General features: G+C 38.0%; 14 protein-coding genes. 5 read left to right on the forward strand and 9 right to left on the reverse strand.

Annotated elements, in window-relative coordinates:
* Positions 1-1,806: 1,806 nt before the first annotated feature.
* The 3 genes from E6H07_13195 to E6H07_13205 all read right to left on the reverse strand — a co-directional run bounded on the left by E6H07_13195 (position 1,807) and on the right by E6H07_13205 (position 7,077).
* On the reverse strand, positions 1,807-2,250 hold the full coding sequence (locus E6H07_13195; protein ID TMI63719.1) for a hypothetical protein: 444 nt from the start codon (positions 2,248-2,250) through the stop codon (positions 1,807-1,809).
* On the reverse strand, positions 2,247-5,525 hold the full coding sequence (locus E6H07_13200) for a hypothetical protein (GenBank protein TMI63720.1): 3,279 nt from the start codon (positions 5,523-5,525) through the stop codon (positions 2,247-2,249). The genes E6H07_13195 and E6H07_13200 overlap by 4 nt, the downstream gene beginning before the upstream one ends.
* 115 nt (positions 5,526-5,640) lie before the next feature.
* Entirely contained in the window at positions 5,641-7,077 is a 1,437-nt protein-coding gene (locus tag E6H07_13205; GenBank protein TMI63721.1) for a hypothetical protein, read from the reverse strand.
* Between the two features lie 505 nt (positions 7,078-7,582).
* Between E6H07_13205 and E6H07_13210 the strand changes: the two genes are divergently transcribed.
* The gene (locus E6H07_13210; protein ID TMI63722.1) at positions 7,583-8,881 is read left to right on the forward strand and encodes a DUF4263 domain-containing protein; all 1,299 of its coding nucleotides are present in this window, start codon (positions 7,583-7,585) and stop codon (positions 8,879-8,881) included.
* A 39-nt stretch (positions 8,882-8,920) separates the two neighbouring features.
* Positions 8,921-9,979, forward strand: coding sequence for an SH3 domain-containing protein (locus E6H07_13215; protein ID TMI63723.1), 1,059 nt, complete (start codon positions 8,921-8,923; stop codon positions 9,977-9,979).
* Between the two features lie 110 nt (positions 9,980-10,089).
* Here the strand turns inward: E6H07_13215 and E6H07_13220 are convergent, their stop codons facing one another.
* The 4 genes from E6H07_13220 to E6H07_13235 form a co-directional block, all read right to left on the reverse strand.
* Positions 10,090-10,392, reverse strand: a complete 303-nt coding sequence (locus E6H07_13220; GenBank protein TMI63724.1) for a hypothetical protein — start codon at positions 10,390-10,392, stop codon at positions 10,090-10,092.
* A gap of 111 nt (positions 10,393-10,503) precedes the next feature.
* Positions 10,504-10,641, reverse strand: coding sequence for a multidrug transporter (locus tag E6H07_13225; GenBank protein TMI63725.1), 138 nt, complete (start codon positions 10,639-10,641; stop codon positions 10,504-10,506).
* 140 nt (positions 10,642-10,781) lie between these two features.
* A complete protein-coding gene (locus tag E6H07_13230) occupies positions 10,782-11,009 on the reverse strand; it encodes a helix-turn-helix transcriptional regulator (protein ID TMI63726.1) in 228 nt (75 codons plus the stop codon).
* A gap of 85 nt (positions 11,010-11,094) precedes the next feature.
* Positions 11,095-11,334 (reverse strand): helix-turn-helix transcriptional regulator, encoded by a 240-nt coding sequence (locus E6H07_13235; GenBank protein TMI63727.1) that lies wholly within the window; start codon positions 11,332-11,334, stop codon positions 11,095-11,097.
* A gap of 472 nt (positions 11,335-11,806) precedes the next feature.
* Between E6H07_13235 and E6H07_13240 the strand changes: the two genes are divergently transcribed.
* Genes E6H07_13240 through E6H07_13250 form a run of 3 tightly spaced genes read left to right on the forward strand, consistent with a single transcriptional unit; the run spans position 11,807 to position 17,580 of the window.
* On the forward strand, positions 11,807-14,992 hold the full coding sequence (locus E6H07_13240) for a SusC/RagA family TonB-linked outer membrane protein (GenBank protein ID TMI63728.1): 3,186 nt from the start codon (positions 11,807-11,809) through the stop codon (positions 14,990-14,992).
* A gap of 28 nt (positions 14,993-15,020) precedes the next feature.
* Positions 15,021-16,367, forward strand: coding sequence for a RagB/SusD family nutrient uptake outer membrane protein (locus E6H07_13245; protein ID TMI63729.1), 1,347 nt, complete (start codon positions 15,021-15,023; stop codon positions 16,365-16,367).
* A 4-nt stretch (positions 16,368-16,371) separates the two neighbouring features.
* The gene (locus E6H07_13250; GenBank protein TMI63730.1) at positions 16,372-17,580 is read left to right on the forward strand and encodes a redoxin domain-containing protein; all 1,209 of its coding nucleotides are present in this window, start codon (positions 16,372-16,374) and stop codon (positions 17,578-17,580) included.
* Positions 17,581-17,612: 32 nt separating this feature from the next.
* On the opposite strand, the gene E6H07_13255 is transcribed toward E6H07_13250, so the two are convergent.
* Together E6H07_13255 and E6H07_13260 are read right to left on the reverse strand one after the other, a co-directional pair.
* On the reverse strand, positions 17,613-17,939 hold the full coding sequence (locus tag E6H07_13255) for a hypothetical protein (protein TMI63731.1): 327 nt from the start codon (positions 17,937-17,939) through the stop codon (positions 17,613-17,615).
* Between the two features lie 363 nt (positions 17,940-18,302).
* On the reverse strand, positions 18,303-18,659 hold the full coding sequence (locus E6H07_13260) for a helix-turn-helix transcriptional regulator (GenBank protein ID TMI63732.1): 357 nt from the start codon (positions 18,657-18,659) through the stop codon (positions 18,303-18,305).
* Positions 18,660-18,683 lie beyond the last annotated feature (24 nt).

Consider the following 18,683-nt stretch of genomic DNA (forward strand, 5'->3'; position numbering starts at 1 on the left):
AAAGGATTGCTTTCACCAGATCGCCATGCATAATCATCATAAAATGTTTTAGTAAGTTCTTCATTAGTATAGCTTCCGGGGATTGGCCAGTTTATGCTTGAATCTGCATGAGAGCGATGATATGAAACGTCATTATAATAAGTATTATCCGTAATCAAGCCCGTAATAGTTTGCCTATTGAGATCATCGTATTGAATGTATGACCATTTATGTGCAGATCTTATCATGGAATCCTGCGTCATCACCAGCCTGTCTCTTGCATCATAGATCATATATACCTTTCCTGCACCCGGTATTTTTTTCATAATCATCCTGCCTTTATCGTCATATTCATAATGAAAAGAAAGTTCATTCAAATCTGCTAATGAAGGATTATTCGTATCATTCTGCATAATGATCTTTACCATCATTGGCTGAAGAACATATCTTAATTGGTTATACTCATCATAAATATAATAGGTATGTAACCACTCATCTGTATTGTTAAGATTGGTAGAGCCTTTTTTTACTTGTACTTTTTTTAGAATCAGCTTACCTTCTTTGGTGGTGTACTCCCGTACCTCATTCCCTTCTTCATCTTTTATGCTTTTTATATAAAGTCTGGAATCTGGGTAATACCCGTACGTAAAGACAGAGTTACGAACAGGCAACCCCGAAGAATTAATAGACCAGCAAACGACCTTTTCCTGGCCAGCTGATGTTCCGTGCTTATTGGTTAGGTATTGATACCCTGAAAACTTCTGATAGTTACGCCAGTTTTCCCCGGGACCATACGTTTTTAAAGGCCTGTTTAAAGGCGATGCTTCCATAATATTTTCTGAATATGGATATTCATCATTGGCAATACCCTCAGCTGTCTGATAGAAGGCAAATTGTGCCCCCGAGCGATAACGTTCAAGTACATCAATTGTGGTTGCATTCGGGTCATTCAAACCTTGTTTCTTATAAAATCCTGTGTTGTCACTCGAGACATAAGGAAGATATTTTATTACTTCTCTGCCTACAACATCATACCCAAACACCTGGACGATATCCATACCAGTTGTTGAAGCCTTCCGCATCACGTTTTGAATAGGTCGACCCAATCCATCAAAATACTGTATTGTTCTATTGTTCTTTGATGCAGGCAGGTTATCAATTTCAGTTGTGTCACTAATGCCCGGAGCCAGCATCGTATTAGTTTCAACATAATTCATATTCCATACCGAAGTATCTGTGATTATGGTCCTTTCGAAAGAAGCATAAGTTACGCCTCCCTTCGTTACCTGTACTTTATAGATACCGGGTTGACTGGTTGTATAACTTGATGTTGTTGCTCCGGAAATAGGGTCATTTTCACTATCCAGCCAAACGTAAGAATCATAAGAAAAATTATTTACAGAAAGTATTACAGAATTGCCAGGAGTTACGATTCCGCTATTAGTCGCTGATATTACAGGTAAAGGAATGTTATCTTTTATATAGACATAAAAAGTTTGTGTTTCGAGATAATTATCCCAGGTATACACACTGCAATTTAATTCGGCGAAATTGATGGCACCCCAACTTACGATAGCATAGTTATCTGAAAAAGAACCACTAGGAAAGTCATACCAATCTACATGTGTCACATTCACTTCGTCCAGAGTTAGGAGATTTCCAGATTCGTCCTTGAATATCAGATCATATCTTATATATTCGTTTACTTTAGGATTAACGGGGCCTTTAATCTCTACTGTATATGCCTGGCAATAAACAGGATTAAAAAAAACCGAAAAAACATTAATGAATAAAACTCCAATTATGTATTTTATAATCACCATATAATTAATTATTACGTAGTAAAAAAAGTGATTGTAACAGTCCTTGGGGGGCAACGGTAGCAAATAATAACTGTACCTGATTATTGTCCAGCCATTTTATAATATACTCACTGCTTTTTCCTTCAGAATTTATTATCAGCCTTTTGTTATCCGATTCATATGTCCAGTTACCCTTAATTAGTTTAGAATTACCCTGAACAGTAAAACTTATTTCAGCCTGTGTATTATCCAAAAAGTGAAATGTTCTATTCTGGAATGACTGTTTGATTTCCTGTCTTTTCTGAAGAGGCATATTATCATACTTCACTTTCTGTTGCACACTCATTGAATCAAATGTTTTATCAGCATCAACTGTCCAATTTCCAGCCATATTATAAGTGGTTTGCGCGGCAGCTTGTTGAAATTGAAAACACAAGCCTACAAACAGAATTATTCTTATTGTTTTCATTGTCTGTAATTATATTTATTAACTTTAATAGTGTTCCCATCATTATCCTTAGTAGTCTTTAACCTGCCGAAGTTGTCGAATTCATAATAGGTAGTTAGGTTATTAGCGTTTGTCACACTGGTCATTCCAATTAACGGTACATATGTATATACTGAATAATCCACGTTGTCTGTCAACAATCTATTTCGCAGGTAAGTGTTAAATGATTTCCAGGCTGTCTTTTGAGAGGAGAAACTGAGATTTCCTAACCATGTTAAAAATTCATCGATGTCGTTAATTCCACCGGTGTAGCCGATATCTTTGAGAGCGAGATCAACCTTTGTGGTGAGATCAGTTGAAGTTATATTTTCTGCTTTGATAAACGGCAGTGTCTTATTATATCCCCAGATATAACTTGACTTTGCATCATTCTCCTTTGAAATGCTTAAAAGATTTCCTTTATCGTCATATCCATGAAAGCGCAGCCTTGTTTTCCAAGTGCCCCATCCTCTTTTTGATTCTACGGTTGTTGGTGCATAATACCCACTCCAGTTATAATAATTAGTCCTGACTGACTCCAGCTTAGCCGTATCCCTATAAGATATTTGCTCTATGACAGGAGAAATGATATGTTTTGCAATTACCATAGAATCATAGGGAGAAGTTGAAACAAAATCCTGTGGATACTTATAAATAATTGAATGCGATGAGCCATCGGATTGGGTCATCTCCTCTTTAGTCTTTTGCTTATAAATAGAATCCAGGAAATAATATTGCTTTGTCGTAACAACTGTCTGGTTGCCGAAAAAAGAGCTGTCTATTTCAGAAGATAATACCCACCATTGAGAAACATTATCGTAATACTTTACTTCACCATCTGCATATGCAAAATGAGGTGAATTGTCAGGCCTGGTTTTGAGAATTTTTACTCCTTTTAAAATGAAGGATTCTTTCAGCGTATAATCGTTAATTTTCTTAGTCAACTTTTCACCTGCTGCATTTCTGGTTTCAATCGATTTAAGCTTGCCATTCAATGAGAATGATGGTACTGGGATTTCTGGTCTTTCAGCAGCAGATGAAACAAGATTTATATATGAATAAGCGGTATAACCACCTTCTCCGTTTTCACTTGCTGATTCCCATACTTTATCATAGGTTACCTGTGTTTGTTCTGAATTAAAACCCATTGCGTACAAACTGTGAGAAGATCTGACCAAATATTCGGCGCTAGCGAAAGCAAGACCTTCTGGATCAGGGTAAACCACAACAACGCCGGTTTTATATGATTTGGGAGGCATAAACAGAATTTGACCAGTTGATAATCCCCCTGTTGGACCATTCATAGTATACAAATAATTTTTTGCGCTGATCCTGGTATGATCATAATTATAATTTATAGTTGATTTAATTCGTATTCCAGCACCTTTCCTGCTATACTTCATTATCGGAGGGTTTTGGTGAAACGCCGTTAAATTAACCGAATAATCATAAACCGCATCAACTACTACTGCATAGTTCCCAGTAGGAAGGACAATAATTTTATTGGGGTCATCGATACTGAATGATTCAATAGTATCACCTGTTATAATGTTTTTTAAATATGCGACGTTCTGTGAAGGCGAAATAATGCTATCCCATAACGGATATGCTGTAAGCGAAAAACTAACGGAATCAGTTCCATATACATTAAAGTTGCTGATCAATTGATCTTCATATGGATTAATATAATAGGAAAATGCAGTAGCATAAGTAATTTGGTTGCCAGTTGTTAGATATGGAGCGACACGGTATTCGTTCGGTTCATACTCAAACTCCGTTATTCCGGTAGTTGGGTAAGTTATTGAAGTAAGTATACCTTTTTTGCTGTAGGTACCAATAGAGTCCGACTCTCGCTTTGTACCATCAAATGTTTGAACCCCTATATGAGTATCTGTTGTAACAATTGGTAATAATGTCGGATATAATTCTCCGGTTAGAACAGGAGTGTAGAAGGATGAATAGTGGCCCCAATCATCAACTTGTCTGGAATATTTGGATGGCATATAATCAACATCAAAATATTTAAACAGATATGGGTTATGAGCAGAGCCACTTTTTCCATACTCAATTAAGGTATCAAGCATCAGTCGCTTAAAGCTAAAAGAATCACTGCTAGAATACGAATTATTAAAGTAATTGTATTTGAATAAAAATTTTTTCTGCAACTCATCATCTGTATTATATATCTCTATGGATGATAATTTCTGCGGCTTTGGCGTATACGTAGGCACAGGTTCAATATCACTTCTCCTTGAAGTATTAAAAATCACATACCCATTATTGAACTCTATTTTTTTTAGAATAACATCTTTTATTATCTGTCTTGACAAATCGAAATAACTATACTTAGCTTGGGTTGACGCCCCTTCACCATATGTTGAAGTGTTACTGGTTCTGTCATACCTTGTTTGCGAGCTGCTAATAAGACTAAGACTCATCCCGGTTTCATAGGTAAATGCTATTTCCTCACCAGCCGGTGATTTAATTAAACTGAGATACCAGGAACTGATCGATTCCTGATAGGTACGGATAAAACTCGGTTCCAGCCCTGCATACGTAGAAAGCTCTGAGCTTTTATAACAATTCTCAGAAAACTCAGGAACTGTGAAAAGGTATTCAAATCCATTGGGGGTTATTATTGTCCATCCACCCTCGGCAAAATCCGGATCAAACTTTATTTCAAGATCATTACGATCACTCATAAACGTTGGATTACCATCAACATTCTTACCTATTAAAAATTTTCCAGAATAACCAGCGAAGTTGTAGAAAAATATATCTGGTTCGCCATCATATGTTCTGGATAACACATCCCTGAAATATTCACGATTTAGGAGAGCAGAATCTTCATCGTAATAATTAGGAATATGGTCATTATTTTCGTCGTAAGGTGGTAATTTTCCGGTTGCCCAATAACCTCCTGAAGAAAAATCATCATTTCCTCTAATCGTTCGTGTGATAACACCACCCGCTGAAAGAGACCACCCAAGCCCAACCCAGCCCGCGTCTTGCGCAACCTTTATTGCTGAACAATTATAATTTAATGTAACAGGAACTGAATGCTGGTTGGTTTTAATAGTATATAAAGGAATAGCAACATTTGCGGTCCCTGTATAAGTACTTACAGGAACATCCCCATAGATTCCCAAAGATGCAGCTGTTGGTGAAGGCGGAATGATTTTGGTTGGTTGATATGGTTCCTGTGCGTATCCTTCAGCTAACGCTACTACTAAAACAATGCAGAAGAGTAATTTCATAAAATGATTCAGTTTTGATATCAACAATTTTATTTAATACTATGGCATACATGTAAAAAGAGAAATAAAAAATGCAAAATATTTAGTGGTTGTTAAGCGTCGCATCTTAATGACTTTATTTAAAATTGTAATTAAGTCGAAATAAAATTGCTTGTGTTCTCGGAACCTGCTGATAACTCAAAAAATCCCATAACAGCTGCACTTTCGTTTTCTTAAATATTTTACTTTTTACAGAAACTACTTTGCTTATTCCTATCAACCCACTTGTTTGCCACGCAGAATAATTTTGTAACTGGTCGATTGATTTAAAAGCCTCCTTGTAATTCTGTTCATAACCTCCGCTGATCCAGAATGAGCCTTTTATTTTCCAATCAATAAAACTTCTGAGACCTGCACCCTGGCTGCTAATTTTCATATGATCCCATCCACTGCCCCAACCGAATTTGTAGGATGCGCCTATCCCGATGATGCTTTTATCATTCAGCTTATATCCAAGTGAAAGACCGATATCACTGGTAACGGGGAAAAAATTTGTTGCCCGCTGTGTTTGAAAATTTGTACCGACCTCCATTCTTTTCCAGAAATTTTTTGTTTTCTGATCATTCGGTTTAAATCCTTCGGGCAAAATATCATCACTACTTCCCCCACTCATTTGCATCACTTTATCTTTTAGTTGCCTAACTTGTGATTGTGCCTGTTGTAAATTACTTTGAAACTGCTGCTGAGCATTCGGACCACCTGCAGATATTTGTTGTTGGATCAGGTTGTTTACAGAAGCCCTTGTTTGCAATCCGGCAAGGCTCGCAACATAGTTGGGGTCGGTTGGATCACCTGGCAAACGGAATAGTGAAGCAAGCATACTGTTCTTCGCCATAAAATCTTTGAACATCTTAGTCTTACTTAACAGCTCTATTGCTTTCTGTTCTATCTTTTTCGGGTCGTTTAGAATTTCTTTGTATTCTTTTATTTGTGCCGCATAATAATAAACCTGTTTATTAACTTGTTTCAATTCCTTTACAAATCCGAACTTGCTAATTTGCTCCTTCAGAAATTGTCGTCTCTCTTTTAAGAACCGTTTTATTTCTTCTGCTTTCTGTAACTGGCTTTCCAGTCCTTTAACTTTACTTAAAGCCTCATCGAGCTTCTCTTTTCCTTCTTTGATATTTGAGATCAATTCAGGATTCTGTTGAATGAATTTTAGAGAGCTAGCAAGTGTATCAAAAGAAGGAATGTAATTTCTATAAGCAGGGTTCTTTAATTTCTCCTGCAGGTCTTTATATTTTTCATCAGACTTTGCGAAAATTTCTTTTGCAGCCAATGAATCAATTTTCGAAAGCTTTTGCTTCATCTTCGCTTCCTGCTTTTGTAATTTCTCCAGCGCCTTTTGCGATTTCTTATCCAGCTGTTCTTCGATCGCAGATGATTTAGCCGAAACTTTATCAAGATATTTTGCAGGTATTTTGATCAGGGAGTCTGAAACCTGGCCGTAGGTGCTCTGGAAACTTACAGTAGTTAAAAAACAAAGCAGTATTGTTATTGCAGGTCTTATCATCAGAAAACTTATTAAGCAGTTAATGTTTTTCTTCTGTCGTGTGCTTTGAATATTGCAAGGGCTGAATCGAAACTAGGCGAACTTATTTATAAGGCATTACCACTTTCGTAGTATTTATTATTGATGCGATATCTTGACTTTTACAAATACCAACCGCTAAATATAGAGGAAGCAAAATTGTAAACTACGCGTAGTAATACCTGACTTTTCATTTTAGGGTATTTTATTTTTGGCCCATTAATAGGTTTGGGTTATATCAGGAAAGCATTCGTTACTAGGCCTGATTAATTCTAGGAAAGAAAAAATGGTGGAGATGGGAACAGGTTGCATAGATAAGAATTTAGTTTAGGTATTAGGTCTTTCTTGTTGATCGCTATTTGTATTGTTTCAGGAGCATGCTCAAGAAAATAAAATAATAGAAGCTAGTGGGTTGACTCCTTTACTTTATCATAGTCAAATGAAATAACGGTAACTTTATGAGCATTAAAATACCAAAACTTCATTTATGGCTGTTGTAAAAGGAGAACAACTGAAAAAGAGCAACGCAACAAAAGATATGTACTATTATATAGACCCCGACGAAAAAATCGACCAGCTTTCCAAGGAAGTGTATAAGAAAGAAGATACTGAAGTACACTATCCCCGCGCTTTTAAAGGCGGAGCCAAATACAAATCGATTGAAAAAATTATTTACAAAGGGTTTAATAGTAAATTCCCCGTTGGAATGATTAAGTCCGTTACCAAGGGCTATGGATTTACAAAGACGCTAAACCCAATTGCATACTGGCTTGGCGAAAATTTTAAAATCAAAACTGTTGTAATCGAGAAGTCTGGAAAAACCATACTGGATAAGAAAGCATTTACCTTATACCTCAATGAACAAAATCTGAAAGATCTGCAAGGAGCTTTAAGCACCGTATTTCAAAAGAACAAGGCGGAACTGAATTTGGCTGTACAAATTAATCTAAACTATTTATTTCCTGCTATTGTTGCTAAACCACCAAAAACATATTCCTCCAACTCCCTGGCACTTTCATTATCCAATTGGGGCAATGACATCACAGAATTTTCAGATAAAGATAAAAATGCAATAAAGGAGCTATTCGAAAAACTATCAATTAAAACAGACTTTCTAACAAAGGATGCATTAGCAAAAACAAAGGAAATTATTGACAATAAGTACATCGCAGATACTTTGGCCAAATTCAAAAAGTTCTTAATCACAACGACCCATACTTCCTCTCTGGAAAAGAAATGGCAGATTTTTTTAAAATCTCATAGCTGGGTTTTCTCGTCCATTTTTGCTCAGCCTATAGTACTGTTCCAAGATGAAGCTTTTGTTGGCGGCCGGGCATTGGATAATAAGAATGGAAAGCTGAATGATTTCTTTATCAAAAATGATCTTTCAAATAACGTATCATTCCTTGAAATAAAAACTCACCTGACAACCTTAGTGGAAAGCAAGCCATACAGGGGAACGGATGTTTTCAGCGCCACGAAGGATTTGAGCGGGGCTATAGTACAGGTATTGAATCAACGTGACAATTTTCAAAAAGAATTTTATGCATTGAAAGCAAAAAGTGTTCATTTGGGAGCATTGGAAACCTTTAACTCCAAATCCGTTGTTTTAATAGGAAGCTTAATGCTTTTAAGCAATGGCCAAAAATCTGCTTTTGAATTATTCAGGAGCAATAGTAAAGATGTTGAGATAATTACTTTTGATGAATTACAATCTAAAATAGAAAGCCTCCAAAGTTTAATATCGCCGAAAACAAAAGCTACATCAACAAAAAAGAAAAAATAATAATACAAACAATCAAAACAATTAATAACATTTGCTTATATGAATAAGGGATTGGAAGATATACTGAAAAGATCAACCGAAATAAATGCAACAATTGCACCGATGAATAAAATGATGAAATCTTACGGTTTGGTCGATTGGGGAAGAATAAGCACAACCATTCCACATCTTTCTGGAATCAATAGCATGTTATCCAAAACACTTAGGGGTGCCGGGATCTTTAACCTGGCAACAACTCTTCCGCCGGATCCTGTGCAAAGAATCATCAGAGGTACTATGTTCGGCAACCCGGAATGGTTGAAGGCAATCACGGCTGTTTCAGCTAATCAGCACAGCATTTCGGAATCGCTGGCTAAAAGTTTGGAGGGCTTGGGATCGCTTTCAAGAGTGTCTTCAAAACAAGCAGATATAAGTCGGGCGATTTTCGGAGGTTGGAGTCAGGAAATGTTGAAATCATCTTTAACTGGATTACATTCTACGCTGCTTGGTGTCAATACAAAGATTGCCATCAAAGGACTGTCAAGAATCGAACCCGGCTTTTGGGAAAGATTCACGCAGACGACCCAAGAGGCGGCAGTCATTACAAAAGAACTTACTGAAACGGAATACGCCACCAAAAATGACATAGCCAAATTGGAAGCGTTTATCGAAAACAAATTGGCCGGTTTTCAACAGGAAATTTCCGAAACATTCAATAAAAAAAGCCCCTCTCGCTTTGAACTCATGGACTTTTGGGTAACTGTCTTAAGCATTATCCTTTCTATTGTGGCAATTCTGCAAACCTGCCAGCTTCAAAATGAAAAAAATCCGGAAGCTGCAACACATGGCCAGGTTATAGAATTGAAACAATTTGTTGGAGAAAAATTTAGAAGGGTACTGGAAAACATCTCAGTGCTGGCCGAAGTAAGAATAAATTGTAATCTGCGTATGAAACCCACCAAAAAAAGTAAAGGCTTTTTCCGAGTTTCAGCAGGCGATACCGTCAATGTGTTAGAAGGGAACCACAAGTGGGTTCGAATTACGATAATGGATGAGGATGACAGTTTTCCTATAACAGGGTGGGTGGAGAAAAAGTATCTTGTCCGGTTGAAGCAGTAGTAGATGTTAGGTAATTTTCAATTTTGTTGCGAATTGATAAGCGTTAGTGGCTGGATCTTTTTTAAAACTAAAACCAAATTTGTATTGCCCGAATGCTTAACCCCCGGACCTTATTTGATCAAATGCATTATATCTATTTTTTCAAGATAGGGAGCCAATTGTGTCGTGCTTGAAAAACTTCTGAATTTTATTATTGAGTTATGCGGCCGGTGATAGTATACTTCGACGTAAAAGCTATGGACCTGGTACAATAAAATATTATACGGGCCGTCCTCTCGCTCCCCAATATGAACGCCATTCCAAACCGCTTCGGCTTGCTTCGTCTTATTGAGCATATTAAACTGGTACAAGGTCATAATTTCACAAAGTAAAGGAATAGTAAAACCATTCATGTCGTATTTCCATGACTGCACTTGATCCGTTTATTCGGTCGAAAGATAAAATAGTTCTATACATAAAATTAAAGTTAAAAGCTGACGGTTTTTAACCGGCCAGCTTTTGGAATCTAATTTGAAAATGCAAGATTATTTTCTTGGTTTCGGCTTGTCAGTCTCTTTTACAGTTGTCTTTGGATGCTTATCAGCATAATCCTTTTTGACATACTGTCCGCTATCCGCATCGCGATACTTGGGAGGTGGCGAAGGTTTTTTGTCTTTTGACATCGTTTTGATTTTTAGTGAAAGAAATAATTCACACCCGTTATTAAAATGAATTTTAATTGCCTATAAATACTATAGGTCATAATTTCACAAGGTAATTTAAAAAGGAAATTATATATGTCGTGTTTCCACGACTTTAAACTTTATAATGATTCAATTCTTTTATGAAAGTCAGAAATCTTTATTTTAAAATATTTACATAATGCTGACAATGTACTAACCGATAAATTTGCTTTTGATGTTTCGATTCGTCCAATATGAATATTCGTATCATTATATACGTCTTCCTGACTTAAACCATTCTCCTCTCGTAATTCTTTTATTACTAAGGCGATCTTGTTTAACAATTTTGTATTTCTTATCTTCTCCATTTTGATTTAAAATTTAGAGAAAGATTTTTTCTATTAAAAGAAGCAGATTGACCAATTGAACAATGGAATTGTATACCAATGGAAACTATTTCTCAAAATCAAATTCAAAGTCAAGAAGTTTTTTTGGATGAACTTCTAATCCTTTTGCGATAGCAACTATTATTGACAACGTCGCACTATGTTCGCCATTGATAACTCGATATACTTGTTTAGTCTCAATTCGGCCAATGGCCGCAACATCTTCAGGGGTTTTATTTTTAGCCACAATCAACTTTTTAAGATTTGCCCCAAAAGCATTTAGATATGGCTGGTTTCTGACTTTCACATTGTGAAAGTGAGGTGTAGTACAAAAATAAAATTGTCATGTTTGACAATTTATTAAATCATTTCATTATATTGCTAGTTGAAATATTAAATTTGAGATTCTTCATTTAATTATTTGAAGGATTTCGCTATAAGTCTCGGGCAGAAAACCGCGAATTTTCTTTTTGAAGCTGAGATGGTAGTGAAAGCCTGCTCTATTATAGATATAGGGCGGGCCTCTATCAGCTTACCAGCTTCGGGCTCTTCGCGGTGCCTCTGTTCGGTAAGACGAGGTTCGTCCTTTATTTATTATAACCCATCTTACTTCGAGACTTTCATTTAAATCTTTTACGGTTTTAAGATGAAAGTTACCTACCTACACAAAGAGCTCTCCCTGCTCAAGTCCCAATGGGCCAAGAAGCCCAAGAACCCTGTATAGCATACCCGCGCCAACCAAACAACAAATTATTCTCTAACGAAAAAATGCTTACAGTATGAAATTATCTATTCTCATGCTGGCTATCATCTGCCCCTTTTTTTCCATGTGCCAGCCAATCGTCATTAAAGGAAAAGTTATCGATGAAGATGGAACGCCTATACTTATAGCGACCATTAGCATCAAAGGTACCAATAGAGGTACGATCACTGATAAATTTGGTTTCTTCTTACTAGAAGGAACGAAGCTCAATGATACATTAATCGTATCTGCATCGGGTTATGAAACGAAGGAAGAACCAAACAATGAAAGAGGACAAGTAACGATAATGCTAAAACGGAAAGTTACAAAGTTAGAAGAAGTCATACTTCACTCAGGTTATCAAACGGTGTCAAGAGAGCGAGCTACCGGATCATTTTCGAAAGTAGACAACGATCTTATCAACAGGTCCACTTCAACTGGGATACTTGCACGGTTGCAATCACTTGTACCCGGAATGCTGTTTGATAAAAATTCAGGTAATAATACCGGTATTAATATACGTGGAATCAGTTCCATCTTTGCAAGCTCCCGTCCTCTCATTGTGGTTGATAATTTTCCCTATGATGGAGACCTCCAAAATATTAATCCCAATGATGTTGAAAGCATCACCGTGTTAAAGGACGCTGCCGCTGCATCTATCTGGGGCGCCGCCGCCGGCAATGGAGTTGTCGTTATCACGACCAAGTCCGGCCGCTTCGCCCAACCCCTAAAAATTCAAGCGACTTCAAATTTTACGATCAATAAAAGTCCTGATCTCTTTTACTTTCCTCAAATGAGCAGCGCGGATTTTATCGGGCTGGAAAAATATTTATTTAACCAGGGATTTTATAATTCCACTATCAGCAACACCACTAACCGACCTGTCTTATCACCTGTTGTTGAAATACTGGCAAGACAAAGAAGCGGTCTTATCTCACAAGGTCAAGCTGATTCATTGATCAACCCCATGCTTTCAATGGACGCGAGAAATGATATTCAAAGTTATTTTTACCGCTCGTCGCTTCGACAGCAGCATGCAGTTTCACTCGAAGGGGGCTCGGCTACAAATAATTATTTTCTCAGCTTTGGTGCAGACAAGGACGAATCCACACTCGTCGGCAATGAATTTAACAGATTCACAGTCCTTGCAAAAAATGTTTTTCGCCCAACGCCGAAGTTACAAGTTCAGGTTTCGGTAAACTTTATTCAAAGTAAGGGAAGGAATAATAATAACGGAGGTAACCGCATTTCACCAGGTGGTGGTAAGAGTTCACTCTATCCTTATGCTGATCTCGCCGATGACAATGGTAATGCGCTTGCGATCGTAAAAGATTACCGCGCAGGTTATATCGATACAGCCGGGAGACCTTATTTACTGGACTGGAAATACAGGCCGATCGATGAACTCTATTTAACTGACAACAGAACCAATTTACAAAATGTCACTTTGAATGCAGGTTTCCGCTATGAAGTTTTTCGCTTTCTTTCTGTTGAAGTAAGGTACCAGTATTCGAATGAACGAAGGGATAATGAAATAAATTATGACGGCGCATCTTATTTCTCGCGCAATTTAATAAATCGCTACTCGCAAGTTAACGGTGCATCTGTAAAAAATATAATACCGAAAGGTGGTGTGCTTGACCAAACTGATGGCAATATGCTTAGTCATTCGGGACGGGCGCAGCTCAACTTTAACCACAGCTGGTCCGGTGTTCACGAACTCGTTGCTATCGCAGGTACTGAAGTGCGGCAAATCAATACTCATTCACACAGCAACCGCAGCTATGGTTATAATGATGAATTCCTTACGAGTTCTAATATAGACTATGTGAATAATTATCCAATTTATGGAAGTTTATCATCCCCTTCGAGGATACCTAACTTTCTAAGCTATTCAGATCAGCTGAACCGGTACGTTTCGCTTTTTGCAAATGCTGCTTATACACTACATTCTAAATATATAATTTCAGGTAGTGTGCGTAAGGATGCTTCCAATTTATTTGGGGTTAAAACAAACCAGCGAGGTGTGCCGCTCTGGTCAGCAGGTGTTGCGTGGGATATCGCAAAAGAAAATTTTTATTCGTTCAACGTTCTTCCTGTTTGCCGGTTGAGAATCACCTATGGCTATAGTGGTAATATCGATAATACCCGTTCCGCATTTCCAACAATCGAATATGCATCATCTCCCGATGCCGTCACGAATCTTCCTTATGCTGTTATCGCGAATCCTGCCAATCCATCCATCCGATGGGAGAAGGTTGGCATCTTAAATTTTGGAATTGATTTTGGGTTTAAAAATAACAGAGTGAGTGGGTCGCTTGAGTATTACCGCAAAGATGCAAAAGATCTTTTCTCTTCTGTTCCGGCTGATCTTACTACCGGTTTTCTTTCGCTTATTGTCAATGCAGCCAATATAAAAGGAAGGGGAGTAGACCTGCAAGTTAATTCTATCAACATCAAGGGATCTGTTGAATGGTCCAGTTCTTTTCTTTTCAGTTATTCCGCAAATACAGTTGCGCGTTATTTTACCAATCTTTCAACAGCACGTTCCTATGTCGGATTTGGAAATACGATCAATCCACTTGAAGGAAAATATGTCTATGCGTTATTCAGCTACCGCTGGGCGGGGCTTGATACAATCGGTGACCCGCAAGGTATTGTTGGCGGACAAGTTTCTAAAAATTATACTGCCATACGCAATGATTCAATCGGTGCCTTAAAATATCATGGTTCCACTTCACCTCTTTGTTTTGGCTCGATCCGCAATACGTTTGTGTGGAAAGGAATGTCAATCTCAGCAAATGTAAGCTTCAAAACAAATTATTATTACCGTCGCAATTCCATTAATTATTCAAGTCTTGTCAATGGATGGACAACACATGGCGACTATGCACTACGCTGGCAAAGTAAAGGTGATGAAGCATTCACTTCTGTTCCTTCATTTGTTTATCCTGTCGTCAGTGCACGTGATGAAGTTTATACTTATTCTGAAGTAACTGTTGAACGCGCAGATCATATCCGCTTACAGGACATACGTATTGGTTACACGTGGGTGGCAGGGGAGAAGCGCTCGCAAATATTTAAATCAATAGAAGCCTATTGTTATATCTATAATCCCTGTATTATCTGGAGAGCGAATAAACACAATATCGACCCGGATTATTATAAGGATGACCTGCCGGCATCGAGCAGTTTCACATTCGGGGTGAGGCTGGCATTATAGGATTTTTTATCATTAAAATATTTATACAATGAAAAAAATAATAAAGGTACTACTGATCGTTTCGGTATTTACATCCTGCAAAAAATTCCTGGATGAGAAACCTGATAAGTCAGTTGCAGTACCTTCCACACTGCAGGACATGCAGGCCATTCTCGATAACCAATCAAATTTAAATATTGCTTACTCAAGCCTGGCAGAAATCGCCGCCGATGATTACTATCTAACTTATGCCGATTGGGCCGCCTCAAGTGATAATGACCGGCTAAATCATATATGGGATGCAAACGCTGAGTATCCCAATAACTGGATCGGGCCTTATAAGGCACTTCTCTATGCAAACACAGTGCTTGATAATATTGAGAATATTCCCGTGACCGAATCAAATTTAAATTTATGGAACAACTGCAAGGGACAGGCGCTTTTTTTCAGGTCATTCATTTTTTTTCAGACAGCCCAACTCTATAGCCTTCCATGGGAGAACAATGGTACTCATGAAGGTTTGGGTATTCCATTACGATTAACTGCCGCTATTGATGAACCAACCATTCGTTCGACCATCCAGCAAACGTATGATCAGTTAATTGCCGATGCGACGGCAGCGGTATCACTTTTGCAAACTGATAATGTTGTAAAGACCAGACCCAACAAAGGGGCAGCATTTGGGTTGCTTGCAAGAATCTATCTTTCCATGCGGCAATACGAACTGGCCGGTCGTTATGCCGATTCCTGTTTACAACTCTACGGCCAGCTTATTGATTATAATACGATCAATGCCGCCGCTACCATCCCTTTTTTGATCTTCAATCCCGAAGTGATATTTCATAGTACCAGTCCCGGCAGCAGTATACTTAATTCAGCGCGTGCCAAGGTAGATTCAGTTTTATTCGGTTCATACATGGTCAATGATCTTCGCAGAACTGTTTTCTTTAAGAACAATGGTAATGGAACCTATGGCTTCAAAGGACATTACCACGGCGCCGTTGCCAATAGTTTTTTCAATGGGATCACTACTGATGAAATGTGGTTGATCAAAGCTGAATGTTTAGCACGTACGGGTAGTACGGGCAATGCGATGGCTGCACTTAATACCTTACTGATAAAAAGATGGAAGGCTGGAACATTTGTTCCATTCACGGCGGGTGACGCAACAGCCGCACTCAATATTATACTTTCAGAAAGGAGGAAAGAGCTTTTATTCCGTGGTCTTCGATGGCAAGACCTGCGAAGACTCAATTTCGAAACTGCTTATATGAAAACGCTAACACGACAATTAAATTTACAGGTTTATAGTTTAGTGCCGGGCGATCTGCGCTACGCAATGCTGATACCCAGTGATGTAATTAAGTTGACTGGTATTCCACAAAATCCAAGGTGAAAGTATGCGACAATTAATTTTTTCATTTCTGGTTTTAATGACCCTTTCGCTACGGTCACAAACACTGAAGCCAGGCGATCAATATCCGGACGTTAAGTTGGGCAAGATCCTTAATGGCTCTATAGAAGCAGTGTCACTGCGTGGAATAAATAAATATGTGCTTCTTGATTTCGGGTCAACTGATTGTTTGCCCTGCCTGAAGTTATTGCCGAAGCTGAATGTACTACAGGAGAAATTTAAGAAAGATATTCAAATATTCATGGTCACGAAAGAGCCAGCAGGTAAAGTAAAAAAGTTTCTTACGAATGTTCCGATAGCTAAGGATTTGAGGCTTCCTATAATTGTTGAAGACAGTATGCTGGCGAAAGTGTTTCCTCATTATGGAATTCCACATGAAGTATGGCTCGCGCCAAATGGTGAAGTACTCGCTATAACAAAACATGAATATGTTTCAGAGGAAAATTTTGCTGCCGTTATAAGTGGGGTTAAGCCATCCTGGCCGATCAAAGCGGACAACAGTTATGATGAGAGCCTTTCCCTGATGGAAGTGGAAACAACCCATAAAATTCATCATTCAATAATTACAAAGTTTTTAGAAGGAGTACGAACAACCGGAAAGATGGGAATCTTAGAATCTTCGCTGCGATTTGAACGTTTTATCAATTATACAAAGTTTGATCTGTACAATATTGCTTATGGACATAGTCTTCCAACCCCTTACCCGCGGCTTTTTTTAATTGATGGAAGTATTCGCAATGATTTTTTTTATGATGAAAGTCTCGGATATAAGGAAGAATGGAAAAGAAAAAATAGCTATTGTTATGAGATCGTGTTTGATAGCGTGAGCGAGAGTGACCGATATAAAAAGATGAGAAATGATCTTGATTTTTCGCTCGGATTAGCCTCTTCATTGCAAAAAAGAAAAACAGTTTGCCTGATACTTACAAAGATTGCTGATACCGCCACTCTTTCCACAACGAATGGTTCCACTATTCAATCGCTTATTTCCTCAATGAACAGGAGCGGGAAATTTCCTTTGATCGTTAACGAGACAGGATCAACGACAAAGCAATTGGGAAAGATCTATATAGGGTTTGAAGAGACTGCTGTAACAAACGAGTCCGCACTTATCAAGTTATTACGGAAATACGGATTTGAACTTAAGGAAGGTGAAAGAGAAATTGAGTTGCTAGTAATTGAGCGAAAAAAATAAAAGAAGAAGGGCCAGCCCTTCTTCTTTTTAAATTAATCTTTTAAAATCACATGATCCGTATTGGTATGATAGAAAAGCGCATTGCCAATTTCGGTTACCATTGCCCCGGTTATTTCCGGTTGGTTACTTCCATTATCTTCCGCTTCAATCCAACATACATAATCATCACCGGTACAGGGATCAGGCGCTTGTGTGTACTTAGTCGTGTAATCAGCTTCTTCCAATGGATCACCACCCGCTTTGAGCCTGTAAAAATAGGTCGTGTCCTTTTTTGCATTTTCGTTTTTGTCGATCAAGGTGAATGCGCTGGCAGAGAGTATCACCATTAAGGCAATAAGTGCCGCAAATTGTCTTTTCATAATTTTAAATTTAGAAGATTTAAGAAATTGCCTACTCTATTACAGGTTTTCGGCTTGGCCTGATACGTATGCGTTTTTGGAATGGTGAATGGTGAGTTGTGAATGGTGATACGAGAAAAGGGAAAAGTGAAACGAGATTGGATATTTGATATTGGATATTGATTGATGTTGAAATAAAAAAAGCAGGCGCACTGTGTACAGTTGCCTGCTCTCATCATAACCAGGGGTAAAAAGATTTGTGACATAAGCTTAATTAAATGCATCACCCCTGATGTAGCCACAAGGTCTATTCTTTAAACAGGGAATAAAAATCAGGCAGGTTTCAAAATAGCAGGAATAAGTTTCAATTTGACAGCGGAGCTTTTAATTGTTTTTCCGATAGAGCCCCGGCCTTTGACCTGTATGCTTTTTGAATGCGGTGATGAAATGCTGTGTTGTTTTATAACCACAGGCAGCTGCAATTGCTTTGACAGGTATATCGGTTGTGTGTAGTAAGGATTGAGCTTTCTCCATTCTTTTTTGGATGATATAATAATGGAGTGTTGCGCCGAAAAGAAATTTAAAACCGTACGTGAGTTTTACCCTGTTAATACCCGCGCGTTTGGAAAGCAGTTTAAGGGAGTACTCTCCACCCGGGTATTCATCTATTAGTGACTTTATCCAGTGAAGGGAACTATTGTCCTTTTCAGTCAGATGCGAAATTGTTTTTTTATTCATCATTCTTCAATTCAAACTTACCCCTGG

It is taken from the genome of Bacteroidota bacterium (assembly GCA_005882315.1).
In the GTDB taxonomy this organism is placed as follows: Bacteria; Bacteroidota; Bacteroidia; order Chitinophagales; family Chitinophagaceae; genus VBAR01.